Annotated in this window: 17 protein-coding genes and 1 tRNA gene; 10 read left to right on the top strand and 8 right to left on the bottom strand. The window is 73.9% G+C overall.

The annotated features are described in order from the left end of the window. The first annotated feature begins 5 nt into the window (after positions 1-5). Complete coding sequence (locus tag ACZ5GT_RS35205) at positions 6-506, top strand: hypothetical protein (RefSeq protein WP_469034607.1); 501 nt, start codon at positions 6-8, stop codon at positions 504-506. Between the two features lie 78 nt (positions 507-584). Here the strand turns inward: ACZ5GT_RS35205 and ACZ5GT_RS35200 are convergent, their stop codons facing one another. Continuing rightward, positions 585-1,271 (bottom strand): pentapeptide repeat-containing protein, encoded by a 687-nt coding sequence (locus ACZ5GT_RS35200; RefSeq protein ID WP_469034605.1) that lies wholly within the window; start codon positions 1,269-1,271, stop codon positions 585-587. 223 nt (positions 1,272-1,494) lie between these two features. On the opposite strand from ACZ5GT_RS35200, the gene ACZ5GT_RS35195 reads away from it, so the two are divergent. Next, positions 1,495-2,475: a zinc-binding dehydrogenase gene (locus ACZ5GT_RS35195; protein ID WP_469034603.1), complete on the top strand. Its 981-nt coding sequence runs from the start codon at positions 1,495-1,497 to the stop codon at positions 2,473-2,475. Positions 2,476-2,531: 56 nt separating this feature from the next. Beyond that, positions 2,532-4,007 (top strand): MFS transporter, encoded by a 1,476-nt coding sequence (locus tag ACZ5GT_RS35190; RefSeq protein ID WP_469034602.1) that lies wholly within the window; start codon positions 2,532-2,534, stop codon positions 4,005-4,007. A 274-nt stretch (positions 4,008-4,281) separates the two neighbouring features. Here ACZ5GT_RS35190 and ACZ5GT_RS35185 read toward each other — a convergent pair whose 3' ends face one another. Together ACZ5GT_RS35185 and ACZ5GT_RS35180 are read right to left on the bottom strand one after the other, a co-directional pair. Further along, a complete protein-coding gene (locus tag ACZ5GT_RS35185; protein WP_469034600.1) occupies positions 4,282-5,688 on the bottom strand; it encodes an NAD(P)/FAD-dependent oxidoreductase in 1,407 nt (468 codons plus the stop codon). Between the two features lie 9 nt (positions 5,689-5,697). Continuing rightward, the gene (locus ACZ5GT_RS35180) at positions 5,698-6,363 is read right to left on the bottom strand and encodes a rhomboid-like protein (RefSeq protein WP_469034598.1); all 666 of its coding nucleotides are present in this window, start codon (positions 6,361-6,363) and stop codon (positions 5,698-5,700) included. A gap of 118 nt (positions 6,364-6,481) precedes the next feature. Between ACZ5GT_RS35180 and ACZ5GT_RS35175 the strand changes: the two genes are divergently transcribed. Together ACZ5GT_RS35175 and ACZ5GT_RS35170 are read left to right on the top strand one after the other, a co-directional pair. After that, complete coding sequence (locus ACZ5GT_RS35175) at positions 6,482-7,414, top strand: aminoglycoside phosphotransferase family protein (RefSeq protein WP_469034595.1); 933 nt, start codon at positions 6,482-6,484, stop codon at positions 7,412-7,414. Between the two features lie 9 nt (positions 7,415-7,423). After that, a complete protein-coding gene (locus ACZ5GT_RS35170) occupies positions 7,424-7,903 on the top strand; it encodes a GNAT family N-acetyltransferase (RefSeq protein ID WP_469034592.1) in 480 nt (159 codons plus the stop codon). A gap of 155 nt (positions 7,904-8,058) precedes the next feature. Here ACZ5GT_RS35170 and ACZ5GT_RS35165 read toward each other — a convergent pair whose 3' ends face one another. Next, positions 8,059-9,798 (bottom strand): HEXXH motif domain-containing protein, encoded by a 1,740-nt coding sequence (locus tag ACZ5GT_RS35165; RefSeq protein ID WP_469034590.1) that lies wholly within the window; start codon positions 9,796-9,798, stop codon positions 8,059-8,061. An 8-nt stretch (positions 9,799-9,806) separates the two neighbouring features. Then, positions 9,807-10,007 carry a hypothetical protein gene (locus ACZ5GT_RS35160; RefSeq protein WP_360744376.1) on the bottom strand — a complete coding sequence of 67 codons (201 nt, stop codon included), beginning with the start codon at positions 10,005-10,007 and terminating at the stop codon, positions 9,807-9,809. 197 nt (positions 10,008-10,204) lie between these two features. On the opposite strand from ACZ5GT_RS35160, the gene ACZ5GT_RS35155 reads away from it, so the two are divergent. From ACZ5GT_RS35155 to ACZ5GT_RS35140, 4 genes are all read left to right on the top strand, one after another. Further along, entirely contained in the window at positions 10,205-10,507 is a 303-nt protein-coding gene (locus ACZ5GT_RS35155) for a trypco2 family protein (protein WP_469034588.1), read from the top strand. A gap of 5 nt (positions 10,508-10,512) precedes the next feature. After that, the gene (locus ACZ5GT_RS35150) at positions 10,513-11,619 is read left to right on the top strand and encodes an effector-associated domain 2-containing protein (protein ID WP_469034584.1); all 1,107 of its coding nucleotides are present in this window, start codon (positions 10,513-10,515) and stop codon (positions 11,617-11,619) included. Between the two features lie 123 nt (positions 11,620-11,742). Continuing rightward, positions 11,743-11,913, top strand: coding sequence for a hypothetical protein (locus ACZ5GT_RS35145; RefSeq protein ID WP_469034583.1), 171 nt, complete (start codon positions 11,743-11,745; stop codon positions 11,911-11,913). Positions 11,914-11,930: 17 nt separating this feature from the next. Beyond that, positions 11,931-13,745 carry an HEXXH motif domain-containing protein gene (locus ACZ5GT_RS35140; protein WP_469034581.1) on the top strand — a complete coding sequence of 605 codons (1,815 nt, stop codon included), beginning with the start codon at positions 11,931-11,933 and terminating at the stop codon, positions 13,743-13,745. A gap of 48 nt (positions 13,746-13,793) precedes the next feature. On the opposite strand, the gene fxsT is transcribed toward ACZ5GT_RS35140, so the two are convergent. From fxsT to ACZ5GT_RS35125, 3 genes are all read right to left on the bottom strand, one after another. Further along, a complete protein-coding gene (gene fxsT, locus ACZ5GT_RS35135) occupies positions 13,794-17,669 on the bottom strand; it encodes an FxSxx-COOH system tetratricopeptide repeat protein (protein ID WP_469034579.1) in 3,876 nt (1,291 codons plus the stop codon). A gap of 408 nt (positions 17,670-18,077) precedes the next feature. Then, on the bottom strand, positions 18,078-19,550 hold the full coding sequence (locus ACZ5GT_RS35130) for a VMAP-C domain-containing protein (protein ID WP_469034576.1): 1,473 nt from the start codon (positions 19,548-19,550) through the stop codon (positions 18,078-18,080). A 136-nt stretch (positions 19,551-19,686) separates the two neighbouring features. After that, a tRNA-Thr gene (locus tag ACZ5GT_RS35125) sits at positions 19,687-19,760 on the bottom strand. Positions 19,761-19,977: 217 nt separating this feature from the next. Here ACZ5GT_RS35125 and ACZ5GT_RS35120 point away from each other — a divergent pair. Further along, a complete protein-coding gene (locus ACZ5GT_RS35120) occupies positions 19,978-21,114 on the top strand; it encodes an ABC transporter ATP-binding protein (protein ID WP_469034572.1) in 1,137 nt (378 codons plus the stop codon). The last annotated feature ends 162 nt before the right edge of the window (positions 21,115-21,276 follow it).

Raw genomic sequence — 21,276 nt, 5'->3', positions numbered from 1 at the left:
CGTACGTGCTCGACATCGGCTACGCCCTCTCCAACCGGTTCCCGGATCCGCCGCAGACGGACTACCGGCGCGTGGACGTCCACGCCCTGCGCCACGACCTGTTCTGCGGTGACGTCTATCTCGCCGACACCGAGTCGGACCGGGAACTGTCCACAGCCTGGGGATGGGTGCCGGTGCTCGACTTCGCGTGGGCGCTGTGCGACATCGTGGAACGGCTGGACCGCGACCCGGCGGGCTCCCGCGCCGCCCGCCCCCAGCACGCCGAGCTGGACTTCACCGAGTCCACGGACCGGATGTTCTTCGAGCGCCGCTTCGGCTGGGTGGACGTGGATGCCGACTGGATGCCGGCGGACGAGCCCCCGATCACCTTCTCCCACGCCGAACTGCGCCGCGAGGCACGCGACTTCCTGCACGACCTGATCGCCGACCTGGTGGACCTGCACGAGGACCTCGGGGAGAACCCGGCCATCTGGACGCTCCAGGCACGCTTCCCCCGGGTCCCGTGAGCCCGGGAGGGGCGGTCAGGAGACCCGGGAGGGCAGTCAGGAGCCCCGGAGGAGTGATCAGGGGTCCGGCAGGGGCGGTCAGGGCTCCACGCGGATGCCCAGCTGGGCCGCCAGCGCCGGTGCCAGGTCCAGCAGCTGGGCCGGGCTGATCACCGCGCCCGCCAGGCGGTCCAGGCCCCGGGCGACGCCGACCGCGGCCGCCGCTCTGAGGTCCACGTCCTTCAGCACCGCCGCGGTGAGGTCGGCCTCCTTCAGCACGCAGTCGACGAACTCCACGCGCTCCAGCCGGGCGCCTTGAAGGTCCGGTTCCACCAGGACGCAGCCCTCGAAGACGACGTCCTTGAGCTTCGCGCCGCGCAGGTTCAGGTAGTCGATCTTGCCGCCGCGGACCACCACCCGCTCCAGCACGGCGCCGTGCAGCTGGGTGCCGCCCAGGCGGGCGTCGGTCAGCTCGACGTCGCGCAGGGTGGCCTCGGCGAGGTCCGTGCCGACCCCTCTCGGCGCCGTCAGCACCGAGTCGAGCAGGCGGGCGTGGCGCAGCCGGGTCCCGTCCAGCGCGCACCCCGTCAGCGCGCAGTCCAGGAAGCGGGCGCCCCCGCCGTCCTGCCCGGCGAGGTCGGCCTGCCCGAACTCCAGCCCGTCGTAGTCCCCGTCCGACTCCAGTCCGCCGCCGTCGTACGGCCGCAGCAGCGGCAGCCGCACCTCCGGCCGGCGCGCGCCCTTCACTGTGCTCCCACCGGTCGCGCCGGCCCTGGTCCTCGCCATGCCCCCCATGCTGCACCCCGCCACTGACAATCGCCCTGACCGGCCGGAACGGCCGATGTCACATTCCGGGCGCGCGGGGCGTCGTATCCACGGACGAGCGAATCCGGCGACTGCCCCGGAAGGGGCCGGCGGGCGCTTGACCTCAAGCAAGCCTGAGGTTGAAGAGTGAGCTCGTCCAGAGGGAAGCGTCCGGTCGACAGCCATGGCTGACGAGGAGCACAGCATGCGCGCCATCCGCCTTCACGCCTTCGGGCCGCCAGAGAACCTGCGCCTGGAGGAGGTCGACGACCCCCTGCCGGGCCCGGGCCAGGTCCGCGTCGCCGTCAGGGCGGCGGGGGTGCATCTGCTCGACACCGCCCTGCGCGAGGGCGCGCGGGGCCCGCTGCCCGAGCCGGTGCGGCTGCCCACCGTGCCGGGCCGCGAGGTCGCCGGCGTCGTCGAGTCGCTGGGCGAGGGGGTGGCCCGCCTGTGGCTGGGCAGACGGGTGACAGCGCATCTGGGCTTCGCGCCCGGCGGGTACGCCGAGCTGGCCGTCACCGATGTCGACCGGGTGCACGAGATCCCCGGGAACCTGGACTTCGCGCAGGCCGTCGCCATGATCGGCACGGGCCGTACGGTGCTGGGGATCGTGCAGTTCGCCGAGTTCGGCCCGGACACGGTGGTCCTGATACCGGCGGCCGCGGGCGGCGTCGGCGGCCTGCTCGTGCAGTACGCGAAGAACGCCGGCGCGCACGTCGTGGGCCTGGCGGGCGGGGCGGAGAAGACCGCGCTGGTGCGGGCCGGCGGGGCGGATCTCGCCGTCGACTACACGGAAGCGGGGTGGGCCGAGAAGGTCCGCGCCCAGCTCGGCGGACGGCACGCCACCCTCGTCCTCGACGGGGTGGGCGGCGAGGTGGCCCGCGAGTGCGTCGCCCTGCTCGGGCCCGGCGGCCGGCACCTCGTCTTCGGCTGGTCGGCCGAGGGGATCCGGGACGGCGGGCCCTACCTCGTCGACGGCGTCTCCGAACAGGTCCTCGGCCCGGTGATGACGCGCAGGGCCGGCGGACCCGACCCCATGCGCACGCTGGAGCTGCGCGCCCTCACCGAGGCGGCGGCCGGGCGGCTGGTCCCGGCCGTGCGGCGCTTCCCGCTCGGCGAGGCGGCGGCCGCGCACCGGGCGCTCCAGACCCGCCGGACGACGGGAAAGGTGGTGCTGGAACCGTGAGCGGTCACCAGTCCCCCGCGGATGCAACGGGCACCGATCCGTGGTCTTCTGGCCGGGTGAGTGCCCCCCGGACAGGCGAGTCCGCTCCCGTGGAGGCCCCTGCGCCGGACGCCGATCCCCGGCGCTGGTGGGGCCTGGTCGTCATCGCGCTCGCCCAGCTGATGGTCGTCCTCGACGCGACCATCGTGAACATCGCGCTGCCCTCCGCCCAGCACGACCTGAACATGTCCGACGGCAACCGCCAGTGGGTGATCACCGCCTACACGCTGGCCTTCGGCGGGCTGCTGCTGCTCGGTGGCCGGATCGCCGACCTGGTGGGCCGCAAGCGCACGTTCGTCTTCGGGCTGATCGGCTTCGCCGCCGCCTCCGCGCTCGGCGGGGCAGCCACCGGCCCCGGCATGCTGTTCGGCGCCCGCGCCCTGCAGGGCGTGTTCGCCGCCGTGCTGGCGCCGTCCGCGCTGTCCCTGCTGACCACGACGTTCACCGACCCCAGGGAACGCGGGAAGGCCTTCGGCATCTACGGCGCCCTGGCCGGCAGCGGCTCGGCGATCGGCTTCATCGTCGGCGGGCTGCTCACCGAGTACCTGAACTGGCGCTGGTGCCTGTACGTCAACGTGCCCATCGCGGTCGTCGCCGTGTTCGGCGCCTTCGCCCTGCTGCACGACCGGCCCGGCCACGCGGGCGCCCGCCTGGACGTGCCGGGCGTACTGCTGGGCTGCGGCGGACTGGTGGCGATCGTCTACGGCTTCAGCGAGGCCCAACCGCGGGGCTGGACCGACCCGCTGGTGCCGACGCTGCTCGCGGGGGGCGTCGTCCTGCTGGCGGCGTTCGTGTGGTGGCAGACCAGGGCGCCGGTGCCGCTGCTGCCGCTGCACATCGTCCGGGAGCGCAACCGCGCGGGCTGCTTCCTGACCATGGCACTCGCCGTGATCGGCATGTTCGGACTGTTCCTGTTCATGACCTACTACCTGCAGGACGTCCTCGGCTACTCGCCGGTGCGGACGGGGCTGGCGTTCCTGCCGCTGACCGCGTCGATCATCGTCGGCTCCACGCAGATCGCGGCCCGGCTGCTGCCGCACGTCGCCCCGCGCGCGCTGCTGGTCCCCGGCATGGTGCTGGCCGCGGGCGGCATGCTGCTGCTGACGCGGATGACGGTGCACTCCGCGTACGCCACCGAGATCCTGCCCGCGCTGCTGCTGATGGGCGTCGGCATGGGCCTGACCTTCATGCCGGTCTTCTCCACCGCCACCGCGGGCATCGCCCCGCAGGACGCGGGCGTCACCTCGGCGACCGTCAACACCGCCCAGCAGGTGGGCGGTTCGATCGGCACCGCGCTGCTCAACACGATCGCCACCAGCAGCGGCACCGCCTACGTCGCCGCCCACCTCCACGACCCCGCCCAGCAGGCCCTGGTCGCCCGCGAGGGCGTCGTCCACGGCTACACCGTCGCCATCGGGTGGGGGGCCGGCATCATGCTGCTCGCCGGCCTGGTCGCGGGCCTGATGGTGACGCTGCGGGCGCCTCGGCGGTGACGCTCCGCTGGGTGGCGCGCCGGGCCTCCGGCCGGGGCCGGCGGCCGGACTGCCGTGTGCGTTCGGCCGGCGGCCGTCTGCCGTGTGCGTTCGGCCGGCGGCCGTCTGCCGCGCCGTCGCGGCTGGTCGCGCAGTTCCCCGTGCCCCTTCAGGGCGCGCAGGTCGCCGCGTGCCTTCAGGGCGCGCAAGTCGCCGCGGGCCTACAGGGCGCGCAAGTCGCCGCGGGCCTTCAGGGGGCGCCGGTCGCCGGGGGCCTTCTGGGGGTGGGTTCGGGTCAGTGGCGGCCTGCTACTCGGTCGGCCAGGCGGGCCAGGCGGGAGGACTCGGGGCTGTGGGTCGTGGTCTCCCTCCGGTCCGCCGCGCGGTAGGTGGCGTACATGCCGTGCACGCCCAGCCAGCGCAGCGGCTCCGGCTCCCACTTGCGCACCCGGTGCCCGACCCACGGCAGCCCGGTGAGCTCGGTGCGCCCGCCCTCGCCGGAGTCGAGCCGCACCAGGTCGCGCAGGGTGCGGGCGGCGAGGTTGGCCGTGGCCACGCCGGAGCCGACGTATCCCCCGGCCCAGCCGAGCCCCGTCGAGCGGTCCAGGGTGACCGTGGCGCACCAGTCCCGCGGCACCCCGAGGACGCCCGACCAGGCGTGCGCGATCCGCACCCCGGCCAGCGCGGGGAAGAAGCGGACCAGGATCTCGCGCAGCGCCTCGATCGTCGCCTCCTGCGTGCGGCCGTCGTTGTCGGTCCGCGACCCGAAGCGGTACGGCACCCCGCGCCCGCCGAGCGCGATCCGCCCGTCGGCGGTGCGCTGGGCGTACATGTAGGCGTGCGCCATGTCGCCCAGGGTCTCGCGGCCCTCCCAGCCCACCGACGCCCACTGCTCCGCCGTCAGCGGCTCGGTGGCGATCATCGAGGAGTTCATGGGCAGCCAGGTGCGCCGGTGGCCCTTCAGGCTCGCGGTGAAGCCCTCCGTGCAGCGCAGCACGTACGGCGCCCGCACGGTCCCGTACGGCGTGACCGCGTGCCTGGGCCGGATCTCCGTCACCGGCGTCGACTCGTGGACGGCCACCCCGAGCGCCTCGACGGCGGCCGCGAGCCCCTTGACCAGCTTCGCGGGATGCAGGCGCGCCCCGTGCGGGGTCCAGGAGGAGCCGACCGCGCCGGCGACCCCGATCCGCTCGGCGGTCTCCTCGGCGCCGTAGAGCTCGCGGTCGTTCTCGCCGTACGACAGTTCGTGCTCGTGGAAGGCCCGCAGGCGGGCCGCCTGGGCCGGCGAGGTGGCGACCTCCAGGACTCCGCCCTTGTGGACGTCCGCCTCGATCCGCTCCTCCGCCGCGGCCCTGACGACCTCGTCGACGGTGTCGTTCATGGCCTGCTGCAGCCGCACGGCGGCCTCGTGGCCGTGCAGCCTCGCGTACCGGTCGCGGCCCGCGATGCCGTTGTAGAGCCAGCCGCCGTTGCGGCCGGAGGCGCCGTACCCGCAGAACTTCTGCTCCAGGACGACGATCCGCAGGGAGGGTGCGGCCTTCTTCAGGTAGTACGCCGTCCACAGGCCGGTGTATCCGCCGCCCACGATCACGACGTCCGCCGTCGTGTCGCCGGGCAGCGGCGCCCGTGCCGCCGGGAGGCCGTCGTCCGCGTACCAGAAGGAGATGCCGCCGTTGACGGCACTGCTTGCCGAGCTGCTCATGGCGGGACGTTAATCCCTGATCGAGGCCAGTGTCTCCTTCGGATTCCATGCTTTTCCACGGCCTGTGGACAGCGGACGGCACCCGAGCCCGACGAGGACCGCCACGGCGTGCCCGAGATCGGTGAAGGTGGGCGCCAGGGCGAGCGGAATGCCGTAGACGGCGACGACGGCCGCCAGGTACACGTAGCGCCAGGGCACCGCGATCCGGTAGGTCAGCACGGCCATCACGCCCGCCAGCGCGTAACTGACGCCGATGTCGACGGTGTCGGCCGCCGAGCGGGGGGCGAGCCCGTTCCGTATCGCCAGCAGCAGGACGCCCTCGCTGACGAGCGTCGCCAGGACGTGCGCCGCCGCGCACACCAGCAGCCAGCGCGCCGTGCCCAGCCGCCGTTCGGCCTGCGCGTGGAAGACGGTGTAGAGCCCGGCGTACGGCAGCCAGTGCCCGCCGTCGATCCACATGGCGCTGGCGATCAGCACCCGGACGGGGTTCTCCGACAGCTCGTGGAGGTTGGTGGAGCGCTGCCGCAGGAACTCGCGCTCGAACTCCGGCGACATGTGGTGCAACGCCACGGTGGTGACGAACAGGACGGCCAGCCACACATAGGTGCCGGGGGCGTCGCGGACGTACGCCCACACCCTGTTCGGCCCCCGCTCGCTTCGCCCACGGCGCTTCACACGGGCAATTATCGATCCGCCCGGAGCGATCGGCGCGGGCGCGACCGGCCGTCCGGGTGCCCGCTCGCACCGAGCCACTTCTGGATTCGGTTCGGTGAGTTCACCGACGGCCCGACCGATGGCTCACTGCGCGGCCGCCCGGCCGCGCAGTACCGTCCCGGACGTGATCGACATTCCGCGTGAGCTGATCGACCGGCACGAGCGGTTCGGCGGCGCAGCCGGGCGCGCCTTCGTCGCCGGGCTGCCCGAACGGGCCGCGCGGTTCCTCGACCGCTGGGAGTTGCGGCCGGACGGGCCGCCGTGGTGCGGCCGCTGGGCGCTGGTGCTGCCCGTGCTCCAAGCCGACGGGACGCGGGCCGCCCTCAAGCTCCAGGACGTCGACGAGGAGACCGTGGACGAGCCCGTCGCGCTGCGCGCCTGGGACGGTGAGGGTGCCGTCCGGCTGCTGGCCGCCGAGCCGGCGGCGGGCACGCTGCTGCTGGAACGGCTCCGCGCGGAGCGGCCGGCGGCCGGTCTGCCGGACTCCCGTGAGGCGACGCTGGTCGTCGCCCGGCTGCTGGCCCGGCTGACGTCCGTCCCGGCCCCGGCGGGGCTGCGCCGACTCGGCGACCTCGCGCCGCGGCTGGCGGACCGGGCCGCGGCGGTGCTGCCCCGCCTGCCCGACCCCGGCGTGCGGCGGCTGCTCGCGGACTGCGCGGCGGCGGTGCGCGAGGTCGCCGGGGACCCCGGCGACCGGCTGCTGCACTGGGACCTGCACTTCGACAACGTCCTCGCCGCCGACCGCGCGCCCTGGCTCGCCATCGACCCCAAGCCGCTGGCGGGCGATCCCGGCTTTGAACTCTTCCCGGCCCTGTGGAACCGCTTCGACGCCGACGAGGTCGCCTGGCGCTTCGACGCCATGACGGACGTCCTCGGGCTGGACCGGGACCGGGCGCGCGCCTGGACGCTGGGCCGGGTGCTGCAGAACTCGGTGTGGCAGCTCGAGGAGGACCGGGCCCCGCTCGCCGCCCACCTGGAGATCGCCCGCCGGCTGCGCGGCCGTACGGGTTAGCCTCGCGGCATGATCCGCACCGCGACACCCGCCGACGTCCCCGTCATCCACGCCATGGTCCGTGAGCTCGCCGAGTACGAGAAGGCCGCCCACGAGGCGAAGGCCGACGAGGCACAACTGCACGAGGCCCTGTTCGGCGAGCGCCCGGCCGCCTACGCCCACATCGCGGCCGACGACAGCACCGGCGAGCCGGTGGGCTTCGCCCTGTGGTTCCTGAACTTCTCCACCTGGCGCGGCGTCCACGGCATCTACCTGGAAGACCTCTACGTCCGCCCCGCCGCCCGCGGCGCCGGCCACGGCAAGGCCCTCCTCACCGAACTGGCCCGCATCTGCGCGGAGCGCGGCTACCAGCGCCTGGAGTGGTCCGTCCTGAACTGGAACGCCCCGTCGATCGCCTTCTACGAGTCCCTCGGCGCCCGCCCGCAGAGCGAGTGGACGGTGTACCGCCTCACGGACGAGCCCCTGACCCGCCTGGCCGGCGGAAGCTGATCGACACGGCCGAATGGACCTGCCCCGCCCGGCCGACGGAACCCGACCGCCGCGGCCGACGGAACCCGAGCGGGACGAGCGGAACCGGAGCCGGACCCGAGCGGAACCGGAGCCGAACCACAGCGGAACCGGAGCCGAACCCGAGCGGAGCCCCGTCAGTCCCGCCGGACCACTGCCCCCGCCGCCAGCGCCCGCCCCAGCGCCAACGGATCGGCGGCGCCGTCCAGTTCGGTGTGCAGGGCGATGGCCAGCTCCGGGCGGGCCAGCAGGCCGGTGCCGGCCGGATCGCCCTCGGCGCGGGCGGCCAGGCCCAGGCCCACCCAGGTCTCCGGGTCGGCGTCGCCGCGCAGGACGCGTTCCCGCAGGGTGTGCAGCGCCTCCGCGGTGCGGCCCTCGACCAGGGCGACGTCCTCGGGTCGGGCGCCGGCCACGGTGGCGCCCGGGTCGTCACGCAGGTCCGCGTAGCCCGCCGGGTCGGCCAGCAGCCAGCGCAGCAGCACCGCCCGCGTGTCCAGGCCGCGTCCCGGGCTGCCCGGCACGACCACCGGTTCGTCCGCGTCCGCGGGCAGCGGCCCGCCGCGGGTCCAGGCCGCCGCGTGGGCGCGCACCGTCAGCGGATCGGGCCGCAGGTGGTACGCCCGCCAGGTCGCCCGGTGGTCCGCGACCGCGAGCGCGGCGGCGGCCCGCGTCCGCTCGTCCACCGGTTCGGCGAGCCAGGGCCGCGTCCGCCGCGTCAGCTCCGCCACCAGCCGCCGTCCCAGGCCCGTCAGTCCGCGCGCCGCGCCGATCGCGTGCAGCGCGTGCGCGGTCTGGTCCCGCCACAGCGCGTACTCGAACCGGCCGAGCGGATGCGGGCGGCGCCGCCAGAACGCGGTGACGCCGAAGAAGGCGTACACGCCCTGCAGCAGCCCGCCCAGCGGCCGGGGGTCGTCCCGCCACGGGGCGTAGAACAGCCGGTCGCCCGGGTCGTCGTACAGGGTGAACAGGTGCATGAACGCGCTGAGCTTGTTGTGCTGGAACTCGTGCACCAGCGTCGAGGCGAACTGCTCGCCGTCGTCCGGCACCGACGCCAGCGCCGTGCCGAACGCGTCGCCCGAGGAGGCGCTGTGCGGGCGGAACCGCTCGGCGCGCGGCCGGGGCACCACCGTCGTCAGCCCGCCGGCCAGCGCCCGGGCCCCGTCGTCGTCGGTGTCGCACAGCACGGTCCAGGCCGAGTCGAACAGCTCCTGCCAGCGCGCCGCCGTGCCGGCCGGCTCGGGCAGCACGGGGCCGCGCAGGGTGCGGTAGGGGTCGGTGTCGTCCAGCAGCAGCGTGCAGCCCTCGGCGCGCAGCTTGGTCAGCGGGTGCCAGTGCGGTCCGGCCGGCGGACGGCCGCCGATCAGCACGCTCCCGTCGCGGGCCGACACCTCCGCCACGCTCCACGACTCCCGGTCCCCGGGCAGCCGCATCGCGCCGAGCATGGGCAGCACCGCCCACCCGTGCCGCACCGGCACGGCCGTACGGAAGTCGAGCCCGGCCCGGATCGCGGCGACGGCGGCGATCGCGTGCAGGTGCCCGAGGTGCACCCACAGCGGCGCGTCGTCGTCGGCGCTGCCGCGCAGCCGGCGCAGGGTGTGCGCCGCCCAGACGCCCACGTGCGGGTAGCGCAGCAGTTCGTCCACCTTCCCGGCGGCCGCGGCATCGGCCCGCGCCAGCAGCCGCCAGCCCTCCGCGGGCGGCGCCAGCGGCCCGTGCGGCGCCCCCGCCGCCGCGTCGAGCAGCGCCCGTACGGTGAGCAGCCGCCAGCTGCGTTCGCCCCGGCGCAGCTCCTGGACCGCGGCGGGGCCGCCCGCGCCGGCCAGCAGGCCGCCGAACGCCTCCGAGGTCAGCTCATGGGATCGGGCCGTCTGCCGCATGCCGGGTCCTAGGCGTCGTCGCGCTGCGGGTCGGCGTCGTCGCGCTGCGGGTTGTACCCGCCGAGGCTGCTCGCCGGGTCGTCGATACGGCTGAGCAGGCGCCGCATGGAGCCCTCGGCGTCCGCGTCCGGCAGGTCCAGCGACGGCCAGGCGTGCAGCGGGACGTCGCCGAGGTCGATCAGCTCCGACTGGACTGCTGGCTGCTCCATGTCGCCGTCCCTGTGCCCGTGTTGATGAATAGGTGTCAGATATCCGGTCTGTACCCGTACAGTGAAGTTTCGGGCACTATTTCGGACCTCGTGGTGACCCTAGTGCATCGCGCGCACCGCACGGCCCGGTTGGCGGCGCGGACGCGGAATCCGCCCGGATCGAGTGACGGAACGACCGAGCGGGTAAGGAAGCGTGTGTGATTGAACTCGCTGAGCTGATAGAGGAGTTGCGCCGGGAACTGACCACGGCAAAAGCCGCCGCGGACGGCGCGGACCTCTACTTCGAGGTCGGCCCGGTGGAGGTGGAGGTGGCCGTCGCGGTGGAGCGGTCGGCGACGGCGGGCGGCAAGATCCGGCTGTGGGTGGTGGAGGCCGGCGCGGACGGGCGGCTGGCCGGCAGCGTCACTCACCGGGTGAAGCTCACCCTGGACCCGCACACCCGCAGCGCCGGCGGACGGGCGCCGTGGGTGTCGGGCGCCGAGGGCGAGGGCGAGCGCTGAGCGCCGTGCCGGGGGGCGGACGCCGGGGCCTGGACCCGGTCCGGGTGGCGGAGGTGCTGGTGCGGCCGGCGACCGGCCCCGGACGGCGCGGCTCCGGCTACCGGGTCGCGGAACGGTGGGTGCTCACCTGCGCGCACGTGGTCCACGACGCCGACGCCCTCCGGGTGCGCTTCGAGGCCGACCGGGCCGACGAGTGGACCGCGCCCGCCGAAGTCGCGCTGGCCTGCGACAAGGCCGACGTGGCCCTGGTGCGGATCACCGGTCCGGTGCCGCCGGGCGTGCACGCGGGGGCGACCGCGCCGCCGGTGTACGGCGCTCTGCCCGACGCCGACGTCGTGCTGCCGTGCAGCACGGTGGGCTTCCCCCGCTTCAAGCTCCGCACGGACCGGATGCGCGCCCTGGACGACGGCTCGCCGTCCCAGTACCGCGACTCCTGCCACGCCACGGGCAGGACGTCGGTGCTGTCCAACCGGCGGGAGGGCACCCTCGAACTCGTCGTCGAGCCGCCCGCGTCCGACGTGGAGAAGGACCGGTCGCCCTGGGAGGGCATGTCCGGCGCCGCGGTCTGGCACGACGGCACGATCGTCGGCCTGGTCGCCGCCCACCACCGCACCGACGGGCTGGGCCGGCTGGCCGCGGTGCGGGTGGACCGCCTCCACGGCCTGCTGACCCCGGCCGAACTGACCGTGCTGGAGCAGCACGCCGGGCTGCCGGCGTCGGCGTCCGCCCTGGCGCGCCCGTCCGCCGGCCCGGACCCGGCGGACGCCCCGGTCAGCCTGGCCCACCTGCCCGACGGCCTGCCGCTGAGCGAGCTGAACGGCCTGGTGGGCGCGTTGACCGCGCTGCCCGCGGTGAGCAACCCGACCACCCTGGCGCTGCTGCTGGACAGCATCGACCCGATGGTCGCGGCCATGAGCCCGCGCTCGCCCTCCCTGCGCCCGGACGTCTTCGGCATCCTGCGAACCTGTCTGCGCTACCCGGGCTCCTTGGACCAACTCCTGGAATCCATAAGGCTGATGGAGGGCGACTCGGCCGGGGTGGCCCGCCTGGACCAGGAGGCGGTGGAGTTGTCCCGGCGGCACCGCCCGCACCGGCGAGAGCCACTGACCTGATATAGCGGCGCCGCGGAGGAGCGGGGTTTCATCGCTCGCACGATGGGTCACTATCTAGAGGATGTGGGCAGCCCAGCACAACTGAAGCCGGGGGAGAGGGGTTTGGCCGTCATGGAGCCGTCTGTGGCCGCCGTCGAGTCCAGTCTGGTCGACCTCGCGGGGGTATCTCTTGAAACGCTGCGCTCCATGGACAGCCACGTTCTCGCCGCGTCGCTGCGGGAGTTGCTTTCAGGGATCGACCACCAGACCGCCAGTGTCGCAGGCATCGACGGCGGCGCCGAACGTTTCGACTGACCGGGCCGGGGCCGCTGATGAGCGCTGAGCCCGCGCTGCCGCATCATCGCCTGCCGCCCGGCAACCTGGCCGAGCTGGTCAGCGGCGAGGGCGGCCCGGAGACTCTCACCCTGCTGCTGGCCGCCGAACGCAGCCGCCGTCTGCTGCTGTTACGGGCACTCGACGACACCGTGGACCTGGGCCCCGCCTGGGACCTGCTCAGCCGGGCCCAGCGGCGCGCGCCCGACGTCGTCGACGACCTGCTCATGTACCCGCAGACAGGCATGTGGCTGGCCACCGCGCTGCGCGGACTGCGCGAGGTGACGGCGGACGACGATCCGCCGCAGTGGGTGCTGCTGGGCCATTTCGCCGCCCTCGCGGCCGCGGCGGGGCTGCGGGCCGGGCTCGACTTCACCCTGGAGGTGCCCGTCCGGCACGGGCGCGTGCCGCTGCCGACCCTCGGCTGTGCGGTCCTGCCGGTGACCGGGCCCTGGGCGACGGGCACCGTGGCCGCCAGGTCCGGACGAGCCGTGGTCGAGGCGGGCGGCGCCCGCGTCGCCGTACCGATGCCGCCCGGGTCGGCGGGGCCGGGCTGGCATCCGTTGCGCCGGATCGCGGTGGGCCCGGCGGGCCGGCGGCTCGACGTCGTGCTGGACGACGTGGACCCGTACCGGACGTATCCGCGGCCGACCGAGCCCCGCCCGCTGTCCGAGGAGTCCGTGGCGCACTGGCGGCAGCTGCTGGAGCAGGCCTGGGAGGTGCTGCTGGCGGAGCAGCCGGAGACGGCCGGAGCCATGCGGCGAAGCCTTCTGTCGCTCACGCCGACGGCGGCAAGGGAAAGGTTTCGGCCACGGAGTGTGACATCGGGGGACGCCTTCGGCGGCATCGAGGCGTCGGAGCCGGACGACCCCGTACAACTGGCCGTCACCCTCAAGCACGAGTTCCAGCACACCAAACTGGGCGGCCTGCTGCACCTGACACCCCTGCTCACGCCGGCCGCCGACAAGGAACCGGAGTGGTGGTACGCGCCCTGGCGGGACGACCCCCGGCCGCTCGCGGGACTGCTGCAGGGCATCTACGCGTTCGCCGGCATCACCGACTTCTGGAGCGCGCACCGCACCGCCACGCGTACGCAGACCGCCATGGCGCACTTCGAGTTCGCGCTGTGGCGCCGCCGTACGGCCACGGCGCTGGAGCAGGTACGCCGTCATCCCCGGCTCACACGGGTCGGTTCGACTCTGCTGGAGACCCTGCACGCCCGGTGCGCCGAGTGGCTGGCCCAGCCGGTCCCCGAGCAGCAGGCCGCCCTGGCCCGGCTGTGCGCCGACGACCACGTCGCCCGCTGGCGGGTCCACCATCTGCGGCCCCCCGCACCGGCCGTGGACGCGGCCGTGCGCGCCTGGCTCGACGGAGCCGGCGCGCCTCCCGGCGCCCTGGCGGCCGAGGCGGAGACCGTGCCCGATCCGTCGGCCCGCTGGCTGGACAGCCTGGCGACGCTGGTCCGCTATCGCCTCAGCGGCGCCGACGACGACCGTCTCCCGGCCGATGGGGCCGAGAAGGCCGCGGCCAGGGTCACCGGAGCGCTCGTCGGCGACGCCCTGCTGGCCGCCGGCGACGCCGTCGGGGCCCGGACGGCGTACCTGACCCAGCTGGCCGACCACCCCATGCGGCCCGGCGCCTGGGCGGGCCTGGCCGGTGCCCTCACCACGGGCGGGACCGAACCCGCGGCGGCCCGCCTGCTGCTGCGTCACCCGGAACGGGCCCGCGCGGTCCACCAGGCCCTGCTGCGCACCACGGGCACGGCACCGGACCCGGTCCGACTCGCCGCCTGGCTCGGATCGGCCCCCGCGTGACCGCACGCCGGGCGTCCGGGCGCTCGGATCACGCGCCCGGCCGGCACCTCACATCGGCATCGGGTCGATGTCGCAGTCGTTGCGCTGCCCCGCCCGCGCCTGCTCGGTCGCCGGGTGGGCAGCGGCGCCGCCGGTGTGCATGCGCGGCTCGTCCAGCACTCTCTCCATGCGCGCCAGGGTGTCCTCGCGCAGCGCCCGGCCCTCCGTCTCGTCACCGAGCGCGACGAGGTCCAGGGCGAGGTTCGCCGCGCCCACCAGGGTGGTCGGGTGGTCCTCGCCCAGCCGCTCCCGGCACAGCGCCAGGGTCCGCTCGCCGAGTTCCCGGGCCTCGCGCACCTCGCCCATGGCGCTCAGGTCACTGGCGAGGTTGATGGCACAGGCCAGCGCGATCGGATGGCTCTGTCCGAGGCGCTCGGTCAGCGACGCCAGCGCCGACTCGTCCAGGCGCCTGGCCTCCTGCGCCAGCCCCAGCCGCCGCAGCGTCACCGCCAGGTCGACGTCGGCCCCGCGGACGTGCGGGTGGTCGGCGTGGAAGATCTGCCGGTAGCGTTCGCACGCCTTCTCGCCCCGTTCCCGGGCCTCTTCCAGGTCGCCGTTCTGCCGCAACGCCACCGACAGGGCGAGCTCGGCCGTCAGGGCATCGGGGTGCAGGCTGCCGTAGCGGCGGGTGAACTGCTGGAACGTCTCACGCGCCAGTTCCAGCGCGGTGACGTTGTCACCCTCCTTCCGGCATGCCTCGCTGAGCTGCCGCATGGTCTCCAGCGTGGTGGGGTTCCGCGGCCCGAAAGCGGTGCGGTAGCCGTCGAAGACCGCCTGCTGCAGCGCCCGCGCGCCCACGTAGTCGCCCGTCTCGCGCACATCGACGGCGACACTCGCCTCGGTCACCAGCGCCTGCTGGTGATCGCGGCCGAACAGCCGGGTCTTCATCGCGTGCGTACGCCGGTCGAGTTCCAGCGCGCGCGGGAAGTCGCCGACCAGCCGCAGACTCACGCCGAGGTTGTGGGCGGTGACGAGAGTGGTCGGATCGTCCTCGCCGAAGGCCCGCCTGGCCTGCCGGTAGGCGACCTCGTCGATCTCGGCGCCGGCCGCGAAGTCGCCCTGCACCCGCCGCACCGCGGCTTCGAGGTTCCTCGTCACCAGCGCGTCCTCGCGGTTCTCCTCCCGGTCCGCGGGCGCGGTGCGGTCGTAGACCTCCCTGAGCCGGGCGACGACCCGGGAGGCGTCGTCGTAGCGGCCCACCTTGAGGTAGAGGAAGCCCAGCCACCAGCCCATCAGCAGGGTCTGCTGGTCCTCCTCGCCGAACTTCTGCGTCCAGGTCTGGTACGCCTGCTCGGTGAACTCCCGCGCGACCTTGTGATCCCCCCAGTACCACAGGTACTTCGCGACGTTCATCACCAGCTCGCGCACCCACGGCTGGTCGGACTCGACGGCGCCGGAGGCGATGACGTGGCCGTACAGCTCGGCGTAGCGCGGCCAGTTGGCGGCCTGGTTGGGGCCCTTGGGATCGGCGGCGGCCAGCAGCGTGTGGGCGCCGTTGCGCATGCGGGTCTGTTCCTCGGGACTCATGCGGTTCATCAGAACCGCCTGGACCAGGCGGTGCATCTCGATCGAATTGGTCCGGTGGTCTATGCGGGCGAGGGAGTAACGGTTGATCTCCCTTATGGCCCGGGCGAGCCGCATGGGGTCGTTGAGGGCACGGTCGAGTTCCGGGTCGATGCTGGAGCCGCCCAGGCCCGCGAAGATGGACCGCGAGATCGGGTCGGGCGCGAAGTAGGAGCACAGCTGGAGCAGGCGCAGCGCGGTGAGGCTGCGGGTCTCCAGGTGGTCGAGGGAGACGTTCCAGGCGGCGGCTACCGGGAGCTGGTAGTCCGGCGGCGGGGAGACCTCGAGCAGCTCGCTGCGCTTGTGCTCGAACAGGCGCAGGTACTCCGAGACGGGCATCCCCGTCTCCGCGCGCCAGGCGGCGGCCTGCTCCAGCGCCAGCGGGAGGTCGCCGAGCGCGTCGGCGAGCCGGTCGGCGTCGGCGTCGTCGAGGTCGTCGTCGTGCGGGCCGGAGCGGCGCAGCAGCTCCTTGCTCTCCGCGCGGGTGAACACGTCCACCTCGAGGGAGCTGCCGAGCAGGCTCCAGCGCCGGTTGCGGGAGGTGACGAGGATGGTGCCGCTGCCGCCGGTCGGGAAGTAGTCGCGGACCCGCTCGGGGCTGTCGGCGTTGTCGAAGATCAACAGCCAGCGGGAGTACGGCCGGCCCTCACGCAGCGCCTCGCGCACCGCGGGCCCGGCGATGTTGGCCTCGGCGCTGGTGACCAGCCCGAGGCGCTGGGCCAGCTCCACCAGGGCCTGGCCGATCTGGCCGGGGCGCTCGGCGGGGATCCACCAGACGATGTCGTACTCGGACTGGTGGCGGTAGGCGTACTCGATGGCCAGCTGGGTCTTGCCGACGCCGCCCATGCCGTGGATGGCCTCGGGCAGCACCGTGGTGGTGCCTTCCCGGCGCAGGCGGTCGCTGAGCATCTCCAGAAGGTCCACGCGGCCGGTGAAGTTCGGGTTCCGCGGGGGGACGTTGCCCCAGATCCGCGGCTGCGTCGAGCGCCCGCTCTCCACCGTGGGCTGCTGCGTGGCGGTCATGGCCGTCGCTCCTTCTGAAGTTGTCCCGGGCCCCTCGGGGGCGCTGTCGGCAGCCTGGTCCCCGGTGCGGTCCGGGGCGCCCGCGCCCTTGCGCAGGCTGACGGTGTTCTGGTGGTCGTACGCGCGCAGCGCCTCGGCGAGCCGCTCGGCGCGCGGCAGGAATCGGCCGGAAAGGGCCCGCAGGGCGAGCAGTTCGACGCGCAGGAAGGCGACGTTGCGCCGGGTCACGAGCGGCACCGGGGCCGTCTCGTACGGCACGCCGGCGTCCGGCTCCGCCGCCTCGGCCCCCTCGCCGCCCGCCTCCACCAGCGGCCGCACGTCCCGCAGCACCCGGGCGGTGTCGCGGCGGCGGCTGAGCGCGAGTAACTCCTGGCGGATGTCGGGGCCGAAGACGAAGGCGACGTCGTCCGCCCGCTCGGCCGCCGCCCCGGCCGGCCGGACGAGGCCGCTCATCAGCAGCTCGGTCAGGTGGGCGGGCCCGGCGCCCGGCACGGTGGCGCACACCGCGCGCATCACCGGCAGCGTCAGCGGAGCCGCCGCGAGCCGGGTGGCCAGGGCGAAGGCGGTGGGCGACGCGGCGGCCCGGAACTCCGAGACCCGCTCCCAGGCGGGAACGGCGCTGCCCGGATCGGGCACGTCCTCCACCCAGGGCACGGCGCGCGCCGCGTCCTGCCGCCGTTTCCACTCCCGGGCCCTGATCCCGGACATCTCCGCCCAGCCGTCGACGCGTCCGGCGACCAGGTCCACCCAGGCGGAGGTGGACCGTTCGGCCAGTTCCAGCACCGGCACGGGCACCACCCCGGCCCGCGCGTCGGCGTCGTCGACGGCTTCGAGGGGCGAGGTGTGCAGCTCCCAGCGCAGGCCGGCGTTGGGCGTCCAGGGCCGTTCGGCGTGTAACCGCATCCGGTGCACGTCCAGCCCGCTGCGGCCCCACAGCCGCTGCGGCAGCAGATGCAGCACGGCGAGCGGTTCGCTGCGGCCCAGCACCTGCAGCAGCGGCAGCACCGCGTCCGAACGCCAGCCCGCGGCCAGCCCGTCGGTCACCACCAGCACGGCACGCCGGCTGCCGGTCGCCGGGGGCAGCTCCGCCAGCCGGATCCGGGCCGGCTCGGTGTCGTCCGAGGACAGCAGGGGCACGCGGGACACCCGGCCCACACCCGGCTGGCCGGCGAGCGAGGCGGCCAGTTCGTCGACGGTCTCCTGCCAGACCCGCATGGTCACGTGGGCGTCCACCACGAGCAGGACGTCCGGGAGGTCCGCGGAGTCGGGGTCCCGGAGGGCGTTCAGGGTGTGCGGCACGAGGTCGAGCGGGGCACCGTCGGTCCCCGGCGCCCGCGCTGATCGTGGGACGTCATCACAGCGCATGAGCACTCGCAGCACGTCCGGCGACACCCGGGAACGTACGGAGTGCCGAAGACGAGTCCCGCGTTCCGCGGGCATGCGTGACATCCACGTGCCAAGCCTGGCAGTGGTGTGCGAGAGGTGCAAGACGGCAGGCCACAGGGGGGTGACGGAGTGCGGAGGCACTGGGACGCCGGGTACGCGCTCCCCCGTGCTGCCGGGCGCGCCCGACGACCGGCGACGGGCCGGTCCGCGCACCAGCGTGGCACTTCGGCCGGGCGGGTGCAAGGGCATCCCCTGTGCGGCCCGGCGTGGCGGCCGGACCCCCGCCCCGGGCTCGTCCCGGGTCCGCGGCGGCATCGTGGCCTACACCGGCCCGGCCGGGCCGGGCTTGCGTTCCGGGTCGTCGAGGAGGATGGCCATATGGCGGCCGACGTGCTGGTCCCAGCCCGCGGGTCCGAGGGCCAGCGCCTTGTTGCGCCACCGCCCGACGCGCTCCACCAGGCTGCCGAGCTCCCGGTCCTGAAGGATCTCGCTGATGGCGTCCTGGAAGGTCGGGTCCGAGCAGTCGGCGCGGTGCCAGAGCATCGCCGGCACCCCGGCCCGCAGCCCGGCGAGCACCTCGCGCCGGCCGATGCCCGATTCGTCGTCCGGGGGCCGGCTGAGCACCAGGCACACCGCGTGGCTGTCCTCCTTCAACTCCCGCTCCAGGTGGAAGAAATAGCCGTCCTCCTCGTCCGGGCGGCTCCAGTGCGGGTGGCTGTCGGCGGGCCGCTCCCGCAGCTGCCGCCACTTGTTGTGCCAGGGCCGGTGCCAGGCGGCCCGCTGCAGCCGCTCCAGGCTGCGCACCACCACCGGGTAGTCCAGCGTCAGCGGGGTCGGCGCCTCGGAGTCGGACTCCTTCAGCCACCACTCGACGGGCTCGTTGAGCAGCTCCCACGGCAGCACGAACTCCAGGATCACCGGCTGCCGCAGGTCGGCCCAGAGGGCCTCGGCCTGCTCGATCAGCTTCTCCACCGCGCCCGGCAGGTCGTCCCGGCCCAGGTTCTCCGTCTCGCCGCGCACCGGGTGCCAGCCCTCGGAGTCGGACTGCCGCCAGTGCGAGAGGTAGTAGCGGTCCGGATCCATGCGGTCCGGCTCGAACTGGATCAGCAGGTAGGCGGGGATGAGCGACGGCTCGGGCGGCGGGAACTCCGGGTGCTGCCAGCCGGCCAGCAGGCTCTCGTGCCCGAGCGCCTTGGCCTGGCCGCGGTTGAAGCGGCGCAGCAGCTCGGCGTCGTCCGGGCGGCCGTCCTCCATCAGCCGGTCGGCGGCCAGCGCCAGGAAGGCCATGCCGGGCGGCAGTTCGCCGTCCGGGGAGTTCACGCCCGACAGGCGCAGGAAGACCTGCCACGCCGTCTGGCACCACGGGGGCAGTTCCTGCACCCGGGAGCGGCTGGCCCGGCGGGCCATCAGCGGCAGGTCCGGCGAGTTCATCGACAGCAGCACGGGCATCAGCCCGCGCAGGTCGGCGTTCGGGTAGAAGTCGAACGCCTCCCACTCGTCGACGAGCGGCCAGAGCCCGGCGACCGTGGCCGACTGCTGCTCCACGTACTCCAGCGCCCGCACCAGACAGGCCAGGCCGTCCCCGACCTCGGTGCACATCCGCACCACCTGCAGCAGCCAGGGCCGTAAGCGGTCGCCGCCGAACGGTTCGACGGGCGCGGCCAGCTCGCCCGCCAGCATCTCCCGCCACAGATCGCGGCTGCTCGACTGGTTCACGGTGGGCGAGCCCTGCAACGCGTCCACGATGGAGACGATCAATTCGTTGCGGACACGCTCCGGACTGCGCCCTTTCACCCCGTTACCTCCAGACAGCCGGCGCGGTTCCCTGATGGTGCCGACCAGCGTACGGCCACGGGGCGTGACGGGGCAGAGAAAGCACAGCCATCGTGCGCCGGACGGCGCGCCGCCCGGCGCACGGGTGAAGCCTCGGAGCCCCCTGTCGGATTCGAACCGACGACCTTCGCTTTACAAGAGCGGCGCTCTGACCAGCTGAGCTAAGGAGGCCTGCACGCACGCGGGAGGTGCGCGCCCGTGCAGTGTACCCACGTCCGGGGGACGGCCCGCCGGAAATTTCCGTGAAGTTCACATGGCCCGGAGTGCTGACAGATCGGGTGGACGCCAGGTAGCGTCCTGAGCCGGTTCACTCTCGTGGACTACACCACCACCTTCCTACAACGGATCGTCCGGCACGTTCCTGCCGGTAGAAGGGGGCCCATTCACCATGGCCACTGTTTCGTTCGACAAGGCGACCCGGATCTACCCGGGTTCCACCAAGCCCGCCGTCGACTCGCTTGAGATCGAGATCGCGGACGGCGAGTTCCTCGTCCTGGTCGGCCCGTCCGGCTGCGGCAAGTCCACCTCGCTCCGGATGCTCGCGGGGCTCGAGGACGTCAACGGCGGCGCCATCCGCATCGGTGACCGCGACGTCACCCACCTGCCGCCCAAGGACCGGGACATCGCCATGGTGTTCCAGAACTACGCGCTCTACCCGCACATGACGGTCGCCGACAACATGGGCTTCGCCCTGAAGATCGCCGGCGTCAACAAGTCGGAGATCCGCACGAAGGTCGAAGAGGCCGCGAAGATCCTCGACCTGACCGAGTACCTGGACCGCAAGCCGAAGGCGCTGTCCGGCGGTCAGCGCCAGCGTGTCGCGATGGGCCGCGCCATCGTGCGTGAGCCGCAGGTCTTCCTCATGGACGAGCCGCTGTCCAACCTGGACGCCAAGCTGCGTGTGTCCACCCGTACGCAGATCGCCTCCCTGCAGCGCCGCCTCGGCATCACCACCGTCTACGTCACCCACGACCAGGTCGAGGCCATGACGATGGGCGACCGCGTGGCCGTGCTGAAGGACGGCCTGCTGCAGCAGGTCGACTCGCCGCGCAACATGTACGACCGCCCGGCCAACCTCTTCGTCGCCGGCTTCATCGGCTCCCCGGCCATGAACCTGGTCGAGGTCCCGATCACCGACGGCGGCGTGAAGTTCGGCAACAGCGTCGTCCCGGTCAACCGCGACGCGCTCAAGGCCGCCGCCGACCGCGGCGACCGCACGGTCACCGTCGGCGTCCGCCCGGAGCACTTCGACATCGTCGAGCAGAACGGCGCCGCGGCCTCGGCCCTGTCGAAGGACACCGAGGACGCCCCGGCCGGCCTCGCGGTCTCCGTCAACGTCGTCGAGGAGCTCGGCGCCGACGGTTACGTCTACGGCACCGCCGAGGTCGGCGGCGAGACCAAGGACCTGGTCGTCCGTGTCGAGGGCCGCCGGGTGCCGGAGAAGGGCGCCACGCTGCACGTCGTGCCGCGGCCGGGCGAGACCCACGTGTTCTCCACCTCCACCGGCGAGCGTCTGACCGACTGACCCGCCTGACCGACCGACCCGCAAACCCCCGGCCGGGAAAACCACCGGCCGGGGTGAATTCACCCGGGTTGACGAAGAGGGGCCCCGCAGCCTGCTGCGGGGCCCCTCTTCACTGTCGGCCAATACCCCGGCAGAACGGTCATTTCGAGCGGTGTACGTCAA

This window comes from Streptomyces sp. NPDC031340, assembly GCF_055569945.1.
This window is presented reverse-complemented; position numbering and strand designations above follow the sequence as displayed.